Genomic DNA, 14,133 nt, shown 5'->3' with positions numbered 1-14,133 from the left:
GGTCCAACGTATAGGGCCGCGCCGCCCCCGGTGTGCCTGCCTGGTAGAGCACTTGTACCGGGCCATCGCCAAAGCGTTGCTGCAGCAGCAGTTCACCGGCCTGTGGAGGCAGAGAAGGCAAGCCACGCAGTGCTCGCTGCAAGTCCAAGGCAAGCAACACGGTCCCTACTACGGTTTGTGTGCCAGGCGCTCGTACGGCCGCCACGCTGTAGATCAGCCAGCGCTGGCCGGCCTGTTGGGCTTCAAGGGCAGGCGCCGGGCCCATTTCGCCACGCCGTAGCAGGTCTAGCGCTGCGAAGGTGAAGGGGGCGGCACGCCGAGGGTCGGGCTCACCTTGGCTGGTAGGTGTAACAAAAGCGTCCACCACCGCATCGCGAAAACGTAGCCCCGCTTCGGCGTTGCGCAACCGAGCCGAATCACCGCTTTGCAGTGCCGCTGCCAAGGCAGGGTCACTGGCTGCCGCTTGAGTATCGGCAGTGATTTGAGCAAATGCCTGGCGCAAAGTGGCGGCCTGTGCCGACGCAGCCGACTGCGCCAGCTGCCAACGCCAGGCCTGCTGCGAGGGCCCTGGCTGCCCGATCCATAGCAGCAAGGCCGCGACCAGCAGGCCGACCGCCGCGACGATCAGGCCTGGGCGCAACAGTTGCAGGTCAGTGGCACCTTCCTCGGAGGGCGGTGCTTTCGAGGCTTGCTCAGTAGTGCCTTTCACAACAGCTCCTTGTCGTTGTCCTTGAAAAGGCCTTGCGGTACTCAGTGGCTCCCGGAGTGCCCAAAACCGCCTGCGCCACGCTCGCTTTGGTCAAACGCTTCCACAATGTCGAACTGCGCTTGTACCACAGGTACAAGGATCAATTGCGCGATGCGCTCGCCTACTGCAATGTCGAAGGTGGTATTCCCACGGTTCCAGCACGACACCATCAGTTCACCCTGATAATCCGAATCGATAAGGCCCACCAGGTTACCCAGCACAATCCCATGCTTGTGACCCAGGCCTGAGCGCGGCAATACCAGTGCTGCCAGCCCAGGGTCGGCAATGAAAATGGAAAGCCCGGTAGGAATCAGCACCGTCTGGCCAGGCTCCAGGGTGATACTTGCGGGCAGCATGGCACGCAAGTCCAGGCCTGCAGAGCCGGGGGTAGCATAGGCGGGCAGGGGAAATTCGTTGCCCAGGCGCGGGTCGAGAATACGGGCTTGCAAAGCGTGCATGTTATTGAACCTGGTGAATGCGGGTGGCAATGAGCGCAATCAATTGTCGTGCGATCTTGCCCTTGCTGGTCTGGGGTAGCAGCGTTTCATTGAGCTGGCGATCAATGACGCTACAGGCGTTTTCTTCGCTGTTGAAGCCGATGCTGGGGTTGGCCACATCGTTGGCTACGATCAGGTCGAGGTTCTTGTCACGCAGCTTGCGGGCGGCGTAATCCAGAAGGTTTTCCGTTTCAGCTGCAAAACCTACGCTGAACGGCCGGTCCTGGCGACCAGACAAGGTAGCCAGAATGTCAGGGTTGCGCACCATGCGTAGCAGCATGCCATCTGCCGTGGCGGGATCTTTCTTGAGCTTCTGTGCGGCGATCACTTCTGGCCTGTAGTCGGCAACAGCGGCCGAGGCAATCAGAATGTCACAGGGCATCGCCGCTTCGCAGGCGGCCAGCATGTCACGCGCGCTGACCACATCGATACGGCTGGCGCGGTCAGGCGTGGGCAGGTGCACAGGGCCTGTCACCAGCGTTACCCTGGCACCGGCTTCTATGGCCGCCTCGGCCAGGGCAAAGCCCATCTTGCCGGAACTGTGGTTGGTGATGTAGCGCACAGGGTCGATGTTTTCCTGCGTAGGGCCGGCCGTGATCAATACATGCTTGCCGGTCAGCGCCTGGCGCTGGAAACAGTCGGCCGCCAAATGCGCTAGGTCCGTAGGTTCGAGCATCCTGCCCAAGCCTATGTCGCCACAGGCCTGGCTGCCGGATGCTGGGCCAAACAGCTTCAACCCACGGGCTTGCACCGTGTCGAGGTTGGCTTGGGTGGCCGGGTCGCGCCACATGGCCTGGTTCATGGCGGGGGCCAGTGCAACGGTGGCATCAGTGGCCAGCACCAGTGTGGTGAGCAGGTCATTGGCCAAGCCCTGTGCAATACGGGCTATCAAGTCCGCCGTGGCGGGCGCGATCAGCACAAGGTCTGCCCAACGCGCCAGTTCGATATGCCCCATGGCGGCCTCGGCCGCAGGGTCCAGCAGGTCCAGGTGCACAGGGTGGCCAGAGAGCGCTTGCAGCGTCAGGGGCGTGATGAATTCGCTACCACCGCGGGTCATCACCACACGCACTTCGGCACCCTGCTCCAGAAGCCGCCGAACCAGTTCAGCGCTCTTGTAAGCGGCTATGCCGCCGCCGACGCCGAGAACAATGCGTTTTCGATACAGCCGCTGCATTAAGCCTGCCTTTGTTCGGTAAAAGTTACGGTGGTTACGACTGGAAATAATCCCATGACGCAGGCTGGATAGGCCCAGCCGGCGTGCCGGAAAAGTTGGGCTAAGATAGCACAGCGCTCGCAACGGAGCAGCGGCGCCAATGGCCTACCAGGAGGGAATCATGGCTATTCGAGATTGGCCCGCGGCAGAACGCCCGCGGGAAAAACTGTTGAGCCGAGGCGCACAGGCGCTGACTGACGCAGAGCTACTGGCTATTTTCCTGCGCACCGGCGTAAAAGGCTGTGACGCTGTAGAGCTGGCCAGCCGATTGCTGGACGAGCTGGGTGGCCTGCGGGGGCTGCTGCAGGCAGACCTTCCTACCTTTAGCGGGCATATGGGGCTTGGCCAGGCCAAGTACGCACAGTTGCAGGCCGTGCTAGAAATCGCCAAGCGGCACTTGGCTGAACAGCTCAAGAGGGACTCTGCATTGGAAAGCTCCACTGCCGTGCGTGACTACCTCAAAGCCATGTTGCGCCACGAGCCTCACGAGGTGTTCGCGTGCCTGTTTCTGGATTCACGCCACCGAGTGCTGGGCTTCGAAGTGCTGTTCCAGGGGTCCATCAACAGCGCCAGCGTGTACCCTCGGCAAGTGGTGAAACGTGCCCTGGCACACAATGCAGCAGCCCTTATCCTGTGTCACAACCACCCTTCAGGTGTTTGCGCGCCCAGCCAGGCGGACCGTGACCTTACTGCCTTGATCAAGGACGCCTTGGCACACATCGAGGTTCAGGTGCTGGACCACTTCATTGTGGGCGAAGGCGAGCCTTTATCCATGGCTGAGCACGGGTTGTTATAGGCGCGCTGTGCTTATTCCACGCTAATGTGTGAGAAATCCTGGCGGCCGAACGGGCTGGGCAGGTAGCCCTTCAAGGTTTTGCTGGCTAATACGGTGACCTGGGGGTGAGCCAATGGGAGCCAAAGGGCCTGCTTCTGTATGAGCGCCTGGGCCTGCCGGTACAGTTCGGTACGTGCCTTCTGAGTACTGCCGGTTTTGCCCTTGGTAATAAGGCTATCCAGTGCAGGGTCGCAGTAGCGCGCGAAGTTGGTGCCGGACTTGACCGCCGCACATGAAAACTGCGGTGTAAGGAAGTTGTCGGGGTCGCCGTTATCACCTGCCCAGCCCATGAACAGCAAATCATGCTCACCGGCCTTGGCGCGCCGAATAAGCTCGCCCCATTCGATGGTGCGGATGTCCGCCTTGATCCCCACCTGCGCCAGGTCGGCCTGAAGCAACTGCGCGCCAGCCGCAGGTGCAGGGTTGAGCAGGCTGCCGCCAGGCCGCGTCCAGATCGTGGTACTGAAGCCGTCCTTCAAACCCGCTTCTGCCAGCAAGGCGCGGGCCTTTTCAGGGTTATGGCTGTACAGGTGCGGGTCCGCTGCATAACCCCAGGTGGTAGACGGATAGATACCATTGGCCGGTTGAGCAGTGCCTTCGAAGACAGCCTTCAGGTAGCTGGCCCTATCAAACGCCAGGTTGATGGCCTGGCGCACTTGTGGCTTGTCCAGCGGCGGGTGTTGGCTGTTGATGGCCACAAAGGCAGTCATGAAGGCGGGTGTATCAAGTACCTGTAGCTTGGTATCGGATTTGGCGCTGGCGATATCCTGCGGCTTGGGCGACAGAGCAACCTGGCATTCCCCCGCGCGTAAGCGCTGCATGCGGGCATTTGGGTCCGGGGTGATGGCGTAGATCAACGGGTCGACGGCAGGTTTGCCACCGAAGTACTGCGGGTTGGCCTTGTAGCGAACCTGGGCGTCCTTTTGATAGCGCACAAATATAAAAGACCCGGTACCAATAGGTTCTGAGTTGAGCCTTTCAGGCGTACCTGCCTTCATCAACTGATCGGCGTATTCGGCAGAATAAATAGAAGCGAAGCCCATGCTCAGCGTAGCCAGGAACGTGGCATCGGGATGGTCCAGCACAAAGCGCACCGTGGCGGCATCGGGTGCTTCTACCTGTTTCACGAGCCCAGGCAACTGCATGGACTGAGCATGGGGGAAGCCGCTTTGCGCCACCTTGTGCCAGGGATTGGCCGGGTCCAGCATGCGCTTGAAGCTGAATACCACGTCTTCAGCCGCCAGGTCGCGGGATGGCTTGAAGTAATCGGTACTATGGAAATGTACACCTTTGCGCAAGTTGAAGGTGTAGGTAAGCCCGTCGTCACTGACTGACCAGCGTTCAGCAAGGCTGGGTATCACTTTGCCGGCGGCCGCATCGAAGTCCACCAGGCGGTTCATCAATACATCCGCTGACGCATTGGTAGTGGTCAGCGAGTTGTACTGCACCACGTCAAAACCTTCAGGGCTGGCTTCAGTGCACACAGACAGTGGTTTGGCCTGGGCGGTGGCGCAAGCGCCCAGTATCGCGAGCAGCAAAGGGGTATAGGCAAGACGCATGGTCGATTCCTTGGCTTTTAAGGTGGGCCATCTGCCGGTGCAGTCTGGAAAATCCTAACCCTAGAGATCTTGTTTCGTTCGCGCCATTCAAATTTTCGTATTGGCTCGACGAATGGTGCTGTGGCTACAACCGTTGTACGCCAAGCGCCGCGTGCGCTTGCGCGGTTTCCCTTTACCCTTGAAGGTTGTTGTGGCACGGGCTTTCTGGTATAAAGCAGCGCTCTTTTCTAGGGGTAGAGCGTTTACGCTTGTGGCCGAGCCTGTATAGCCGAGCCGTCCGCCCCTGCGAAACACGGTGTTTGAAGGGTTTCGAGCCTTCGCGCCAATTTTGACTGAGAGATAAAGCGGCCAACCCATGCCGGGTTGGGCATGTGGTTTAGAGGGCTGAGGCATGTCGAGAGTCTGTCAAGTTACCGGTAAGGGTCCGGTAACCGGGAACAACATTTCCCACGCAAACAACAAAACCCGTCGTCGTTTCCTGCCGAACCTGCAGCATCATCGCTTCTGGGTTGAGTCGGAAAAGCGTTTCGTGCGCCTGCGCGTATCTGCCAAAGGCATGCGTATCATCGACAAGCGCGGCATCGATGCCGTTCTGGTTGATATCCGCCGCGATGGCATCAAGGTCTAAGGGAGAGAATCATGCGTGAATTGATCCGTTTGGTGTCAAGCGCCGGTACTGGCCATTTCTACACCACCGACAAGAACAAGCGTACTACCCCCGACAAGCTCGAGATCAAGAAATTTGATCCGGTGGTTCGCAAGCACGTGCTCTACAAGGAAGCCAAGATCAAGTAATTGGTCTGCGCTAACGAAAAAACCCGCACCCTGGTTTCACGGTGCGGGTTTTTTTATGCACAAGGCAAGGCCGATGCAAGGGTCAGTTGAAGGCGAATCCGGTGATCACACCCTTTTTGTCTGTCTGAACATGGATACGCATAGGGTCATAGTTTCTGGTAGACACTTCGTTAGGGCCTACTACCCGGTCTCGGCCGGTTGCCTGGGTAATCTGAGCCTTTACGCTGTCAGCGTACTGGGTGCCAATCAGGTGCTGAAGGGCTTGGGTCACTTCTTCGTTGGTCATGGTCAACGCCTTGTAGATAGGGTGCCTCGGTCGAGGCAGGCCGATCATCCGGCGGAGTCTGTGGGCCATGGTGATACTTATTTAGGCTCGAACTTTAGGGTCGAACACCACGTACACCTTTCGGCACGCCTCCAGCACCTCCCAAGTGCCTTTGAAACCAGCTGGTATCACGAAGCGATCGCCAGCCCGAACCGTGCGGGCGTTGCCGACATCATCGCGTATCACGGAAACGCCTTGCACGATTTCGCAATATTCATGCTCGCTGTAGTTGACGGTCCAGTGCCCTACGGCCCCTTCCCACACACCTGCAGAGAACTGGTCGCAAGGGCTGCTGTAATGATTGAACACTGCCTGGTCAGGCTCCCCTGAGAGGATCTTTTCAGCAGCAGGGCGATAGCGCAGTGGGTCAGGGGTAGCAACAGCGAAGTCTAGGATCTGCTCGATGCCCATGGCGGCCTCCGGTTTGTTCGATAAAACATGCATGAGACTGCCGCAGGCCTGGCCCTGTCAAATATATTGAAAGCGGTGCAGGGGTGGTTTAGGGTAAATGCCCTTGGTCGAGCTCGGAGCCGGTTACTGTTGCAGCGCTAATGCAGTGCGGACGCAGTGCGAGCGCAGTGCGAGCGCAGTGCGAATGAACCGCAAACCTCCCTTGGCCCATCCCTATAAAGGAGTTCGTTATGTCTGATCTGACGCTGGCTGACTGGCAGCAGCGCGCCCAAGGCTTGAACGTCGAAGGCCGTGCCTTTATCAATGGCCAGTACACACCTGCGGCCTCGGGCGCGACCTTCGAATGCCTCAGCCCGGTAGACGGTCGGCTGCTGGGCCAGGTCGCCAGCTGCGACGAAGCCGATGCCAACCTGGCCGTGGAAAATGCCCGCCAGGCCTTCAATGCAGGGGCCTGGTCACGCCTTGCACCGGCCAAGCGCAAGGCCGTGATGATTCGTTTCGCAGGCTTGCTCAAAGCCAACGCTCAAGAGCTGGCACTGCTTGAAACCCTGGACATGGGCAAGCCGATCAGCGATTCGTTGAACATTGACGTACCAGGCGCTGCCAATGCCTTGAGCTGGAGCGGTGAGGCCATCGACAAGCTGTACGATGAAGTGGCCGCCACGCCCCACGACCAGCTTGGCCTGGTAACCCGCGAGCCAGTGGGTGTTGTGGCCGCCATTGTGCCTTGGAACTTCCCACTGATGATGGCTTGCTGGAAGCTGGGCCCTGCACTTTCAACGGGTAATTCGGTGGTACTCAAGCCCTCCGAGAAATCCCCACTGACCGCTATCCGTATCGCACAGCTGGCCATCGAGGCCGGTATTCCTGCTGGCGTACTGAACGTATTGCCAGGCTACGGCCATACCGTAGGCAAGGCGCTGGCCTTGCACATGGATGTCGATACGGTGGTATTTACCGGCTCTACCCGCATCGCCAAGCAACTGATGGTGTATGCCGGTGAGTCCAACATGAAGCGGGTATGGCTGGAGGCAGGGGGTAAGAGCCCGAATATCGTGTTTGCCGACGCGCCGGACCTGCAAGCCGCAGCCGCCTCTGCGGCCAGCGCCATTGCCTTCAACCAGGGCGAAGTGTGCACCGCCGGGTCGCGCCTGCTGGTGGAACGCTCGATCAAGGACCGCTTCCTGCCGATGGTGGTAGAGGCCCTGGCGGGTTGGAAGCCCGGTAACCCGTTGGACCCAGCGACCAACGTGGGTGCCCTGGTCGACACCCAGCAGATGAACACGGTGTTGTCTTACATTGAAGCCGGGCATAGCGAGGGTGCCACCTTGCTGACCGGTGGCAAGCGCATTCTGCAGGAAACAGGCGGTACCTATGTAGAGCCGACCATCTTCGACGGCGTGAGCAATGCCATGCGTATCGCCAAGGAAGAGATCTTCGGGCCTGTCTTGTCAGTGATCACGTTCGACTCCGCCGAGGAAGCTGTGGCCATCGCCAATGACACGCCTTACGGGCTCGCCGCCGCCGTCTGGTCTTCCGACCTGTCCAAGGCGCACAACACCGCCCGCGCCTTGCGCGCTGGCAGCGTGTGGGTGAACCAGTACGACGGTGGTGACATGACGGCACCTTTCGGTGGGTTCAAGCAATCGGGTAACGGTCGCGACAAGTCGCTGCACGCCTTCGACAAATACACCGAACTGAAAGCGACCTGGATCAAGCTGTAAACCCTGGCAGGTGCTTGAATGGCCCCCGACCGACACCGGCCGGGGGCTTTTTTATCATGGTCGCAGGAGCGCATCTATGCGGTGGGGCACGTATTTCGCGGTACTGGCGTCGGTGCTGAGCGTGGGCCTGGCGCTGGGCATGAGCATGCCGCTGGTATCGCTGCGCCTTGAGCACTGGGGCTACGGTACGTTCGCCATCGGTACTATGTCGGCCATGCCGGCAATCGGTGTGCTACTGGGCGCGCGCGTGTCGAGCCGCCTCGCAGCAAGGTTCGGTACCGGCCGTGCCATGCAGCTGTGCCTATGGGCCGGCGCGGTATCCATCGGGCTGCTGGCCATATGGCCCAGTTACGCCGTGTGGGTAGTGCTGCGCCTGCTGATTGGCAGCGTGCTAACCATCGTGTTCGTGCTAGGCGAAAGCTGGATCAACCAGCTTGTGGTAGAGCAATGGCGCGGCCGGCTGGTGGCGCTTTACGGCTGCTGCTATGCCTTGAGCCAGCTGGCCGGGCCACTGTTGCTAGGAGCCATCGGCACTGAGCACGACTATGGGTTCTGGCTGGCAACCGGGTTGTTGCTGGTATCGCCGCTTTTATTGCTAGGCCGTGGCGGTGCGCCGCTTACTGAGGCAGTGACGGTGACCTTGGGGGACCTGGCGGTGTTCTGCCGGCGCCTGCCTGTGATCGCCTATGCCATTGCGCTGTTTGCCGGCTTTGAAGCCCTCATTCTTTCTTTACTACCGGTGTATTGCCTGCAACAGGGTTACGACACCCGCATCGCCTTGTACATGGTCAGCGCGGTAGTGCTGGGCGATGCAGTGTTGCAGTTGCCTATTGGCGCCCTGGCCGACCGCCTGCCCAGGCGTGGGCTGTTTCTGGGCTGCGCCGGGGCGCTGGCAGCTAGCAGCCTATTGATCCCATTGGCGATTCACCATCCCGTGGTATGGGGGCTGTGGGTGCTGTTCGGCGCAAGCGCAGGTGGCCTGTTTACGCTATCCCTGGTATTTATCGGGGAACGGTTTCGCCACGATGAACTGGTGCGGGCCAACGCGCATGTGGCGCAGCTCTGGGGAGTCGGGTGCCTGGCAGGCCCATTGATTGCGGGTGCGGGGAACCAGTGGCTTACCGGGCACGCTTTACCTCTGATGATGGCAGTGGGCGCAGCGGGCTTGGTTATCCTGGCATGCAGGCAATCCCAATGGGCAGTGCGAGTGCAGGCCTAGAGCAGTTTTTCCAGCCCAATACGCTCGCTCACCCAGGCATTGAACCGCCGCCACCAATCTCCGGGCTCCTTATGCAGCACGTGCAGCTTATGGTTGTCCTCGGTGACCCACTCAAGCCCATCGCCTTGAAGTTCGACCTGGTAGCTCAAGGCAGGTGACATGCCTTCGAGCGCCAGCGCACGGGTGTAACCGGCCAGTTCTGGGCTATCGACCAGCACGCCGACTTCGGTATTCCACAACACTGAGCGCGGGTCGAAGTTGAATGAGCCAATGAAGACCTTTCGCTGATCGAACACCATCGCCTTGCTATGCAGGCTAGAGGCCGAGCTGCCATGCAGGCGATAGGAGAACCCTGCGTCATCACCTGGTTGGCGTCGAAGCTCGAACAGCTTCACACCGTGCTCCAGCAACGCCTTGCGATAGGGCGCGTAGCCCCCGTGCACTGCTGGCACGTCGGTGGCTTCCAGTGAATTGGTCAGCAGCGCCACCTTCACGCCTTCGTCAGCCCGGCTGGTCAGGTACAGCAGGCCTTGGTCTCGGGGTACGAAGTAGGCCGAAATCAGCAGCAGCTCTTGCTGAACACTGAGAAGCTCAGGGGCCAGTTGGGTAGTGAGCAATAAATGAGGGTCGGGTTCGCCGCTGGACAGGATCTTGGCGGGCGCATCCCACATGACAGTGCTGGGTGCCCAGATCAGCTCCTGCCGCCAGGTCGCCAGGCGAGGCTCACTACGGTAGCTCATCAAACTGTCGTACAGCGTTTTCTGTTTTACGCTGGCTTTGCGCAACGAGGCATCGAGGCGCTCACGAAAGCCGGGCAGGGCCTTCTGTGCAGCAGGAATATCGTACAACTCCCGCAGCGGCCGGCTTAGCCGATGGTTCCAGTACTGATCGAAGCTGTAGCCCAGGTCTCGAGCCACAGGCCCCATGCCCAGCAGGTCGATATCGGTAAAGTTGAGGTTGGGCTTGGCGTCGAAGTATTCATCACCCAGGTTACGACCGCCTACGATGGCGGCGCTGTCGTCAGCAATCCATACCTTGTTGTGCATGCGCCGGTGCTGCTGGGACAGGTCCAGCAGGCGCCCAAAGGCACGCGTTGCACCTGTTGCGCGCCCCAGGTGGGTAGGGTTGAACAGCCTGACTTTGATGTTGGGATGGCTGGCGACGGTACCCAGCAGGTCCTGAAGGTCATCGCTGGCCGTGTCGTCCAAGAGAATGCGCACGCGCACGCCTCGGTCAGCCGCATCCAGCACTTCACGCATCAGGGCGCGAGTACTGAGGCCGTCGTGCACAATGTAATACTGCAGGTCGAGGCTGGTCCGGGCGTTGCGGATCAGCTCGGCACGCGCTCTGAAGGCTTCCCCACTGTTGGGCAGCAGGCGAAAGCCGGACAGGCCGGGGTGGGCGCTGGCCTGTTGGAGAATGGAGCGGCCAAAGGCTGATTGGCTTGCTGGAATACGCTCACTGGGTATGGGCTGCACTGTCTGGCCCGCACAACCGCACAGCAGCACACCGAGCAGCATTGTGGCCAGCAGGCGGGCATGTAAGGCCATAGGGTTCTCGCTGCCGTTTACACAGGGTTATTTACGATTGCGTATGTGACACCCGCTGGGCTTGGAAAGTTACGGCTGTGCCGTTTGCAGGTTGGCCAGCAACTCGCTTGCCGTTTCGCCTACTTTGCGAACCGCGGTTTCCACCGCAGGCGAAGGGCGAGACGCGAAGTTCATGCGCAGGCAGTTACGGAACTTGCCCGAAGCCGAGAAAATACTGCCCACGGCAATCTGTACGCCCCGAGCCAGAAGCATCTGGTTCAACCGCAACGTATCAAAGCCCTCGGGCAACTCGACCCACAACATAAACCCACCCTGGGGCCGGCTGGCGCGGGTGCCTGCTGGAAAGTACCGCCTTACCCACTCCGTCATCTGGTCGCGCCCACGTTGGTATTGAGTGCGCATGCGGCGCAGGTGCGGCTCGTAGTGGCCACCTTCCACAAAGTCTGCGATGGCCAGTTGGGGCTGGGTGGCCGTACTGCCGGTGCTGATGTATTTCATGTGCAGCACGCGCTCCAGGTAGCGCCCAGGTGCCACCCAGCCAACCCGCAGGCCAGGTGCCAGGGTTTTGGAGAACGAACTGCACAGCAATACGCGCCCGTCCAGGTCGAAAGACTTGATGGTCCGCGGCCGGGGATAGGTGTAGGCCAGGTCGCCATAGACGTCGTCTTCAATGATGGCAACGTCGAAGCGTTGGGCGAGGGTCAACAGTTGCTGTTTGCGCGCCTCAGGCATGATGTAGCCCAGGGGATTATTGCAGTTGGGCGTGAGCTGGATGACTTTGATAGGCCATTGCTCAAGGGCCAGCTCCAGGGCTTCCAGGCTGATACCCGTAAGGGGGTCGGTAGGAATTTCCAAGGCTTTCATGCCTAAGCCCTTGAGGGTTTGCATGGCCCCGAAAAAGCTGGGCGAATCCACCGCCACGATGTCTCCGGGTTCGCAGATGGCCCGTACGCTGCTGGACAGCGCCTCGTGGCAGCCGGTAGTCACCACCACGTCGGCGGCGGTCAGGCGGCAGCCGGAATCCACCATCAGCCGGGCAATCTGCTCTCGCAGGGCTTCGGTGCCATAGATGGTGTCGTAATGCAGCCCAGGCATGTCCTGCCGCCGGCTCAGCCGCGCCAGGCTCTTCATCAGCGGCGCAAGCGTTGGGCTGGTGATGTCGGGCATGCCCCGCCCCAGCTGGACAATATCCTTGCGAGGCGGGTTGCGAACCAGCTCTACCACCTGATCCCACTGGGAGATCTCCACAGGCCGCTGCGCCGGCCGGCCCACTTCAGGTAAGGCAGGAAGGGTTTTGCTGGACACGAAATAACCGGATTTAGGCCTGGGCACCGCCAAGCCGTTGTCTTCGAGCAAACGGTACGCCTGCTGTACGGTACTCAGGCTCACCCCGTGTTCGGTACTGAGCGCACGCACGGAAGGCAAACGATCGCCAGGGCGATACAGGCCCTGCTCAATTCGATCCTCCAGCAGCCGTGCAAGGTTCATGTACAGGTTCATGAGAGTGGCCTTCGAAAAAGACAATACAGATTGCGGAAAAATACAGCATTCAGCTGCTGATTGAACCTATCTGTATGGAGAATATAGCCAATAGTTGAATCTGTAATGGTTTTTGCCATCAGGGCATGCTCTCTCCATTGATACACGGAGGTGAGCACCATGAATGGCTTTACAGCGATACGGTTGTTGTCAGCACAGCAACAGACGCTTCACGCACCGGCAGGGCTGGGTTGCTGGGGCCTGTTCTGGCATCGCTGGACGACAAGGCAGCAATTGCGGGCGCTGTCTGCTCAAGAGCTGGCGGATGTGGGGTTGACCGTACAGCAGCAGCGCATGGAAGGTGTGAAGCCGTTTTGGCGCAGTTAACGTTCAAACAGCCCCCAGCCCCCAGCCCCCAGCCCCCAGCCCTATGCCAGCGCCTTCAACCGATGCCATAGCATGCCCATGGCCAATAACGGGGAGCGTAGGTATTTGCCGCCTGGGAAGGTCATGTGAGGCACCTTGGCGAACAGGTCAAAGCCGCCTCCTACCTGGCCTGTAATGGCCTCGCCGAGCAAGCGGCCGGCCAGGTGCGTGGCGTTGAGCCCATGGCCGGCATAGGCCTGTGCGTAATACACATTGGGATGGCTGTGCAGCCGGCCTATCTGGGGCAGGCGGTTGGCGCCGATGCCGATCATGCCTGCCCATTGATAGTCGATCCGAGTGCTATGCAATTGAGGGAACACCTTGAGCATCTTTGGCTGCATGTAGGCCGCGATGTCCCTAGGGTCGCGGCCTGAGTAATGGCACGCGCCCCCGAACAGCAGACGGCGGTCTGCAGACAGCCGGAAATAATCCACGGTCACCTGTTGGTCGCAGGCCGCCATGTTCCGGGGCAGTATCTCATGGGCTAGAGCCTCTGGCAGAGGCTCGGTCGCGATCACATAGCTACCTGCTGGTAACACCTTACCGCCTAATTCCGGGTTCAGGTCATTGAGGTAGGCGTTGCAGGCCAGCACCAATGTAGTGGCGCATACCGTGCCACCCTGGGCGTGCACTTTCACCTTCGGGCCGTAGTCGATCCGTGTTACCGGTGACTGTTCGAACACCTGCACGCCCAGCTGCTGCGCCACGGCCGCTTCGCCCAGGGCCAGGTTCAGGGGATGCAAGTGGCCTGATCCCATGTCCACCAGCCCACCTTTATAACGGTCTGAACCGACTACGCTGGCCAACTGGTGCGGTGCGATCAGCTCCATGGCATGGCGATAGCCCAAGCTGCGCAGCTCGGCAATATCAGCGGCAAACGCTTCGAACTGGGCAGGCTTGTTGGCCAGGTCGCAGTAGCCCCAGGTCAGGTCACACGCGATAGCGTACTTCTCTACGCGCTGCCGGACGATTTCAACCGCTTCAAGGCCCATGTGCTTGAGTGAAAGCACGCCTTCGTGCCCAAGCACAGGCGCAAACTGGTCTACATCGTGGCCCACGCCTCGAATCAGCTGGCCGCCGTTGCGCCCCGAGGCGCCCCAGCCTATGAGCCGGGCCTCCAGCACAGCTACGCTCAGGCCCCGCTCGGCCAGCTCAATGGCCGTGTTCAGGCCACTGAAGCCGCCCCCAACGATACACACATCGACGTTCACTTCACCCTGCAACGCAGGGTACGCCGTATGAGGCTGGCAACTGGCGGCATAGTACGAAGGAGCATGTGCTGGCGAGTAAGGTGCGCGCTGAGCCATGGCAGCCATGGGACCGTCCTGTGGAAAGGGGTGTTAGCTAAATTT

14 protein-coding genes are annotated in these 14,133 nt (G+C 60.2%); 6 read left to right on the top strand and 8 right to left on the bottom strand.

Translation table 11 applies throughout. The features are described from left to right. Positions 1 to 750: 750 nt before the first annotated feature. Complete coding sequence (gene dut, locus HBH25_RS08435) at positions 751 to 1,206, bottom strand: dUTP diphosphatase (RefSeq protein WP_168083429.1); 456 nt, start codon at positions 1,204 to 1,206, stop codon at positions 751 to 753. 1 nt (position 1,207) lies between these two features. Next, on the bottom strand, positions 1,208 to 2,419 hold the full coding sequence (coaBC, locus tag HBH25_RS08430; protein ID WP_168083427.1) for a bifunctional phosphopantothenoylcysteine decarboxylase/phosphopantothenate--cysteine ligase CoaBC: 1,212 nt from the start codon (positions 2,417 to 2,419) through the stop codon (positions 1,208 to 1,210). 160 nt (positions 2,420 to 2,579) lie between these two features. Between coaBC and radC the strand changes: the two genes are divergently transcribed. Beyond that, the gene (radC, locus tag HBH25_RS08425) at positions 2,580 to 3,254 is read left to right on the top strand and encodes a RadC family protein (RefSeq protein ID WP_168083425.1); all 675 of its coding nucleotides are present in this window, start codon (positions 2,580 to 2,582) and stop codon (positions 3,252 to 3,254) included. An 11-nt stretch (positions 3,255 to 3,265) separates the two neighbouring features. Here the strand turns inward: radC and HBH25_RS08420 are convergent, their stop codons facing one another. Then, positions 3,266 to 4,852, bottom strand: a complete 1,587-nt coding sequence (locus HBH25_RS08420; protein WP_168083423.1) for an ABC transporter substrate-binding protein — start codon at positions 4,850 to 4,852, stop codon at positions 3,266 to 3,268. A gap of 391 nt (positions 4,853 to 5,243) precedes the next feature. On the opposite strand from HBH25_RS08420, the gene rpmB reads away from it, so the two are divergent. Both rpmB and rpmG read left to right on the top strand, forming a co-directional pair. Beyond that, positions 5,244 to 5,480: a 50S ribosomal protein L28 gene (gene rpmB / locus HBH25_RS08415; RefSeq protein ID WP_168083421.1), complete on the top strand. Its 237-nt coding sequence runs from the start codon at positions 5,244 to 5,246 to the stop codon at positions 5,478 to 5,480. Between the two features lie 11 nt (positions 5,481 to 5,491). Next, entirely contained in the window at positions 5,492 to 5,647 is a 156-nt protein-coding gene (gene rpmG, locus HBH25_RS08410; RefSeq protein WP_168083419.1) for a 50S ribosomal protein L33, read from the top strand. An 82-nt stretch (positions 5,648 to 5,729) separates the two neighbouring features. Here rpmG and HBH25_RS08405 read toward each other — a convergent pair whose 3' ends face one another. Continuing rightward, on the bottom strand, positions 5,730 to 5,933 hold the full coding sequence (locus HBH25_RS08405; protein WP_168083517.1) for an I78 family peptidase inhibitor: 204 nt from the start codon (positions 5,931 to 5,933) through the stop codon (positions 5,730 to 5,732). Positions 5,934 to 6,014: 81 nt separating this feature from the next. After that, a complete protein-coding gene (locus HBH25_RS08400; RefSeq protein WP_168083516.1) occupies positions 6,015 to 6,383 on the bottom strand; it encodes a cupin domain-containing protein in 369 nt (122 codons plus the stop codon). A 230-nt stretch (positions 6,384 to 6,613) separates the two neighbouring features. Between HBH25_RS08400 and HBH25_RS08395 the strand changes: the two genes are divergently transcribed. Together HBH25_RS08395 and HBH25_RS08390 are read left to right on the top strand one after the other, a co-directional pair. Then, positions 6,614 to 8,107 carry an aldehyde dehydrogenase gene (locus tag HBH25_RS08395; protein ID WP_168083417.1) on the top strand — a complete coding sequence of 498 codons (1,494 nt, stop codon included), beginning with the start codon at positions 6,614 to 6,616 and terminating at the stop codon, positions 8,105 to 8,107. 76 nt (positions 8,108 to 8,183) lie between these two features. Beyond that, on the top strand, positions 8,184 to 9,326 hold the full coding sequence (locus HBH25_RS08390) for an MFS transporter (protein ID WP_168083415.1): 1,143 nt from the start codon (positions 8,184 to 8,186) through the stop codon (positions 9,324 to 9,326). Here HBH25_RS08390 and HBH25_RS08385 read toward each other — a convergent pair. Both HBH25_RS08385 and HBH25_RS08380 read right to left on the bottom strand, forming a co-directional pair. Continuing rightward, entirely contained in the window at positions 9,323 to 10,876 is a 1,554-nt protein-coding gene (locus HBH25_RS08385) for a phospholipase D family protein (protein ID WP_168083413.1), read from the bottom strand. The genes HBH25_RS08390 and HBH25_RS08385 overlap by 4 nt on opposite strands. Before the next feature lie 69 nt (positions 10,877 to 10,945). Next, positions 10,946 to 12,376, bottom strand: a complete 1,431-nt coding sequence (locus HBH25_RS08380; RefSeq protein WP_168083411.1) for an aminotransferase-like domain-containing protein — start codon at positions 12,374 to 12,376, stop codon at positions 10,946 to 10,948. Between the two features lie 159 nt (positions 12,377 to 12,535). Between HBH25_RS08380 and HBH25_RS08375 the strand changes: the two genes are divergently transcribed. Beyond that, positions 12,536 to 12,742, top strand: a complete 207-nt coding sequence (locus tag HBH25_RS08375) for a DUF1127 domain-containing protein (protein ID WP_168083409.1) — start codon at positions 12,536 to 12,538, stop codon at positions 12,740 to 12,742. Between the two features lie 41 nt (positions 12,743 to 12,783). Here the strand turns inward: HBH25_RS08375 and HBH25_RS08370 are convergent, their stop codons facing one another. Continuing rightward, entirely contained in the window at positions 12,784 to 14,097 is a 1,314-nt protein-coding gene (locus tag HBH25_RS08370) for an NAD(P)/FAD-dependent oxidoreductase (protein WP_168083407.1), read from the bottom strand. Positions 14,098 to 14,133 lie beyond the last annotated feature (36 nt).

Source organism: Pseudomonas quercus (assembly GCF_012033695.1).
GTDB classification, from domain to species: domain Bacteria; phylum Pseudomonadota; class Gammaproteobacteria; order Pseudomonadales; family Pseudomonadaceae; genus Aquipseudomonas; species Aquipseudomonas quercus.
Note: the sequence above shows the minus strand (reverse complement) of the source record. Positions and strands in the feature narration are given on the sequence as shown.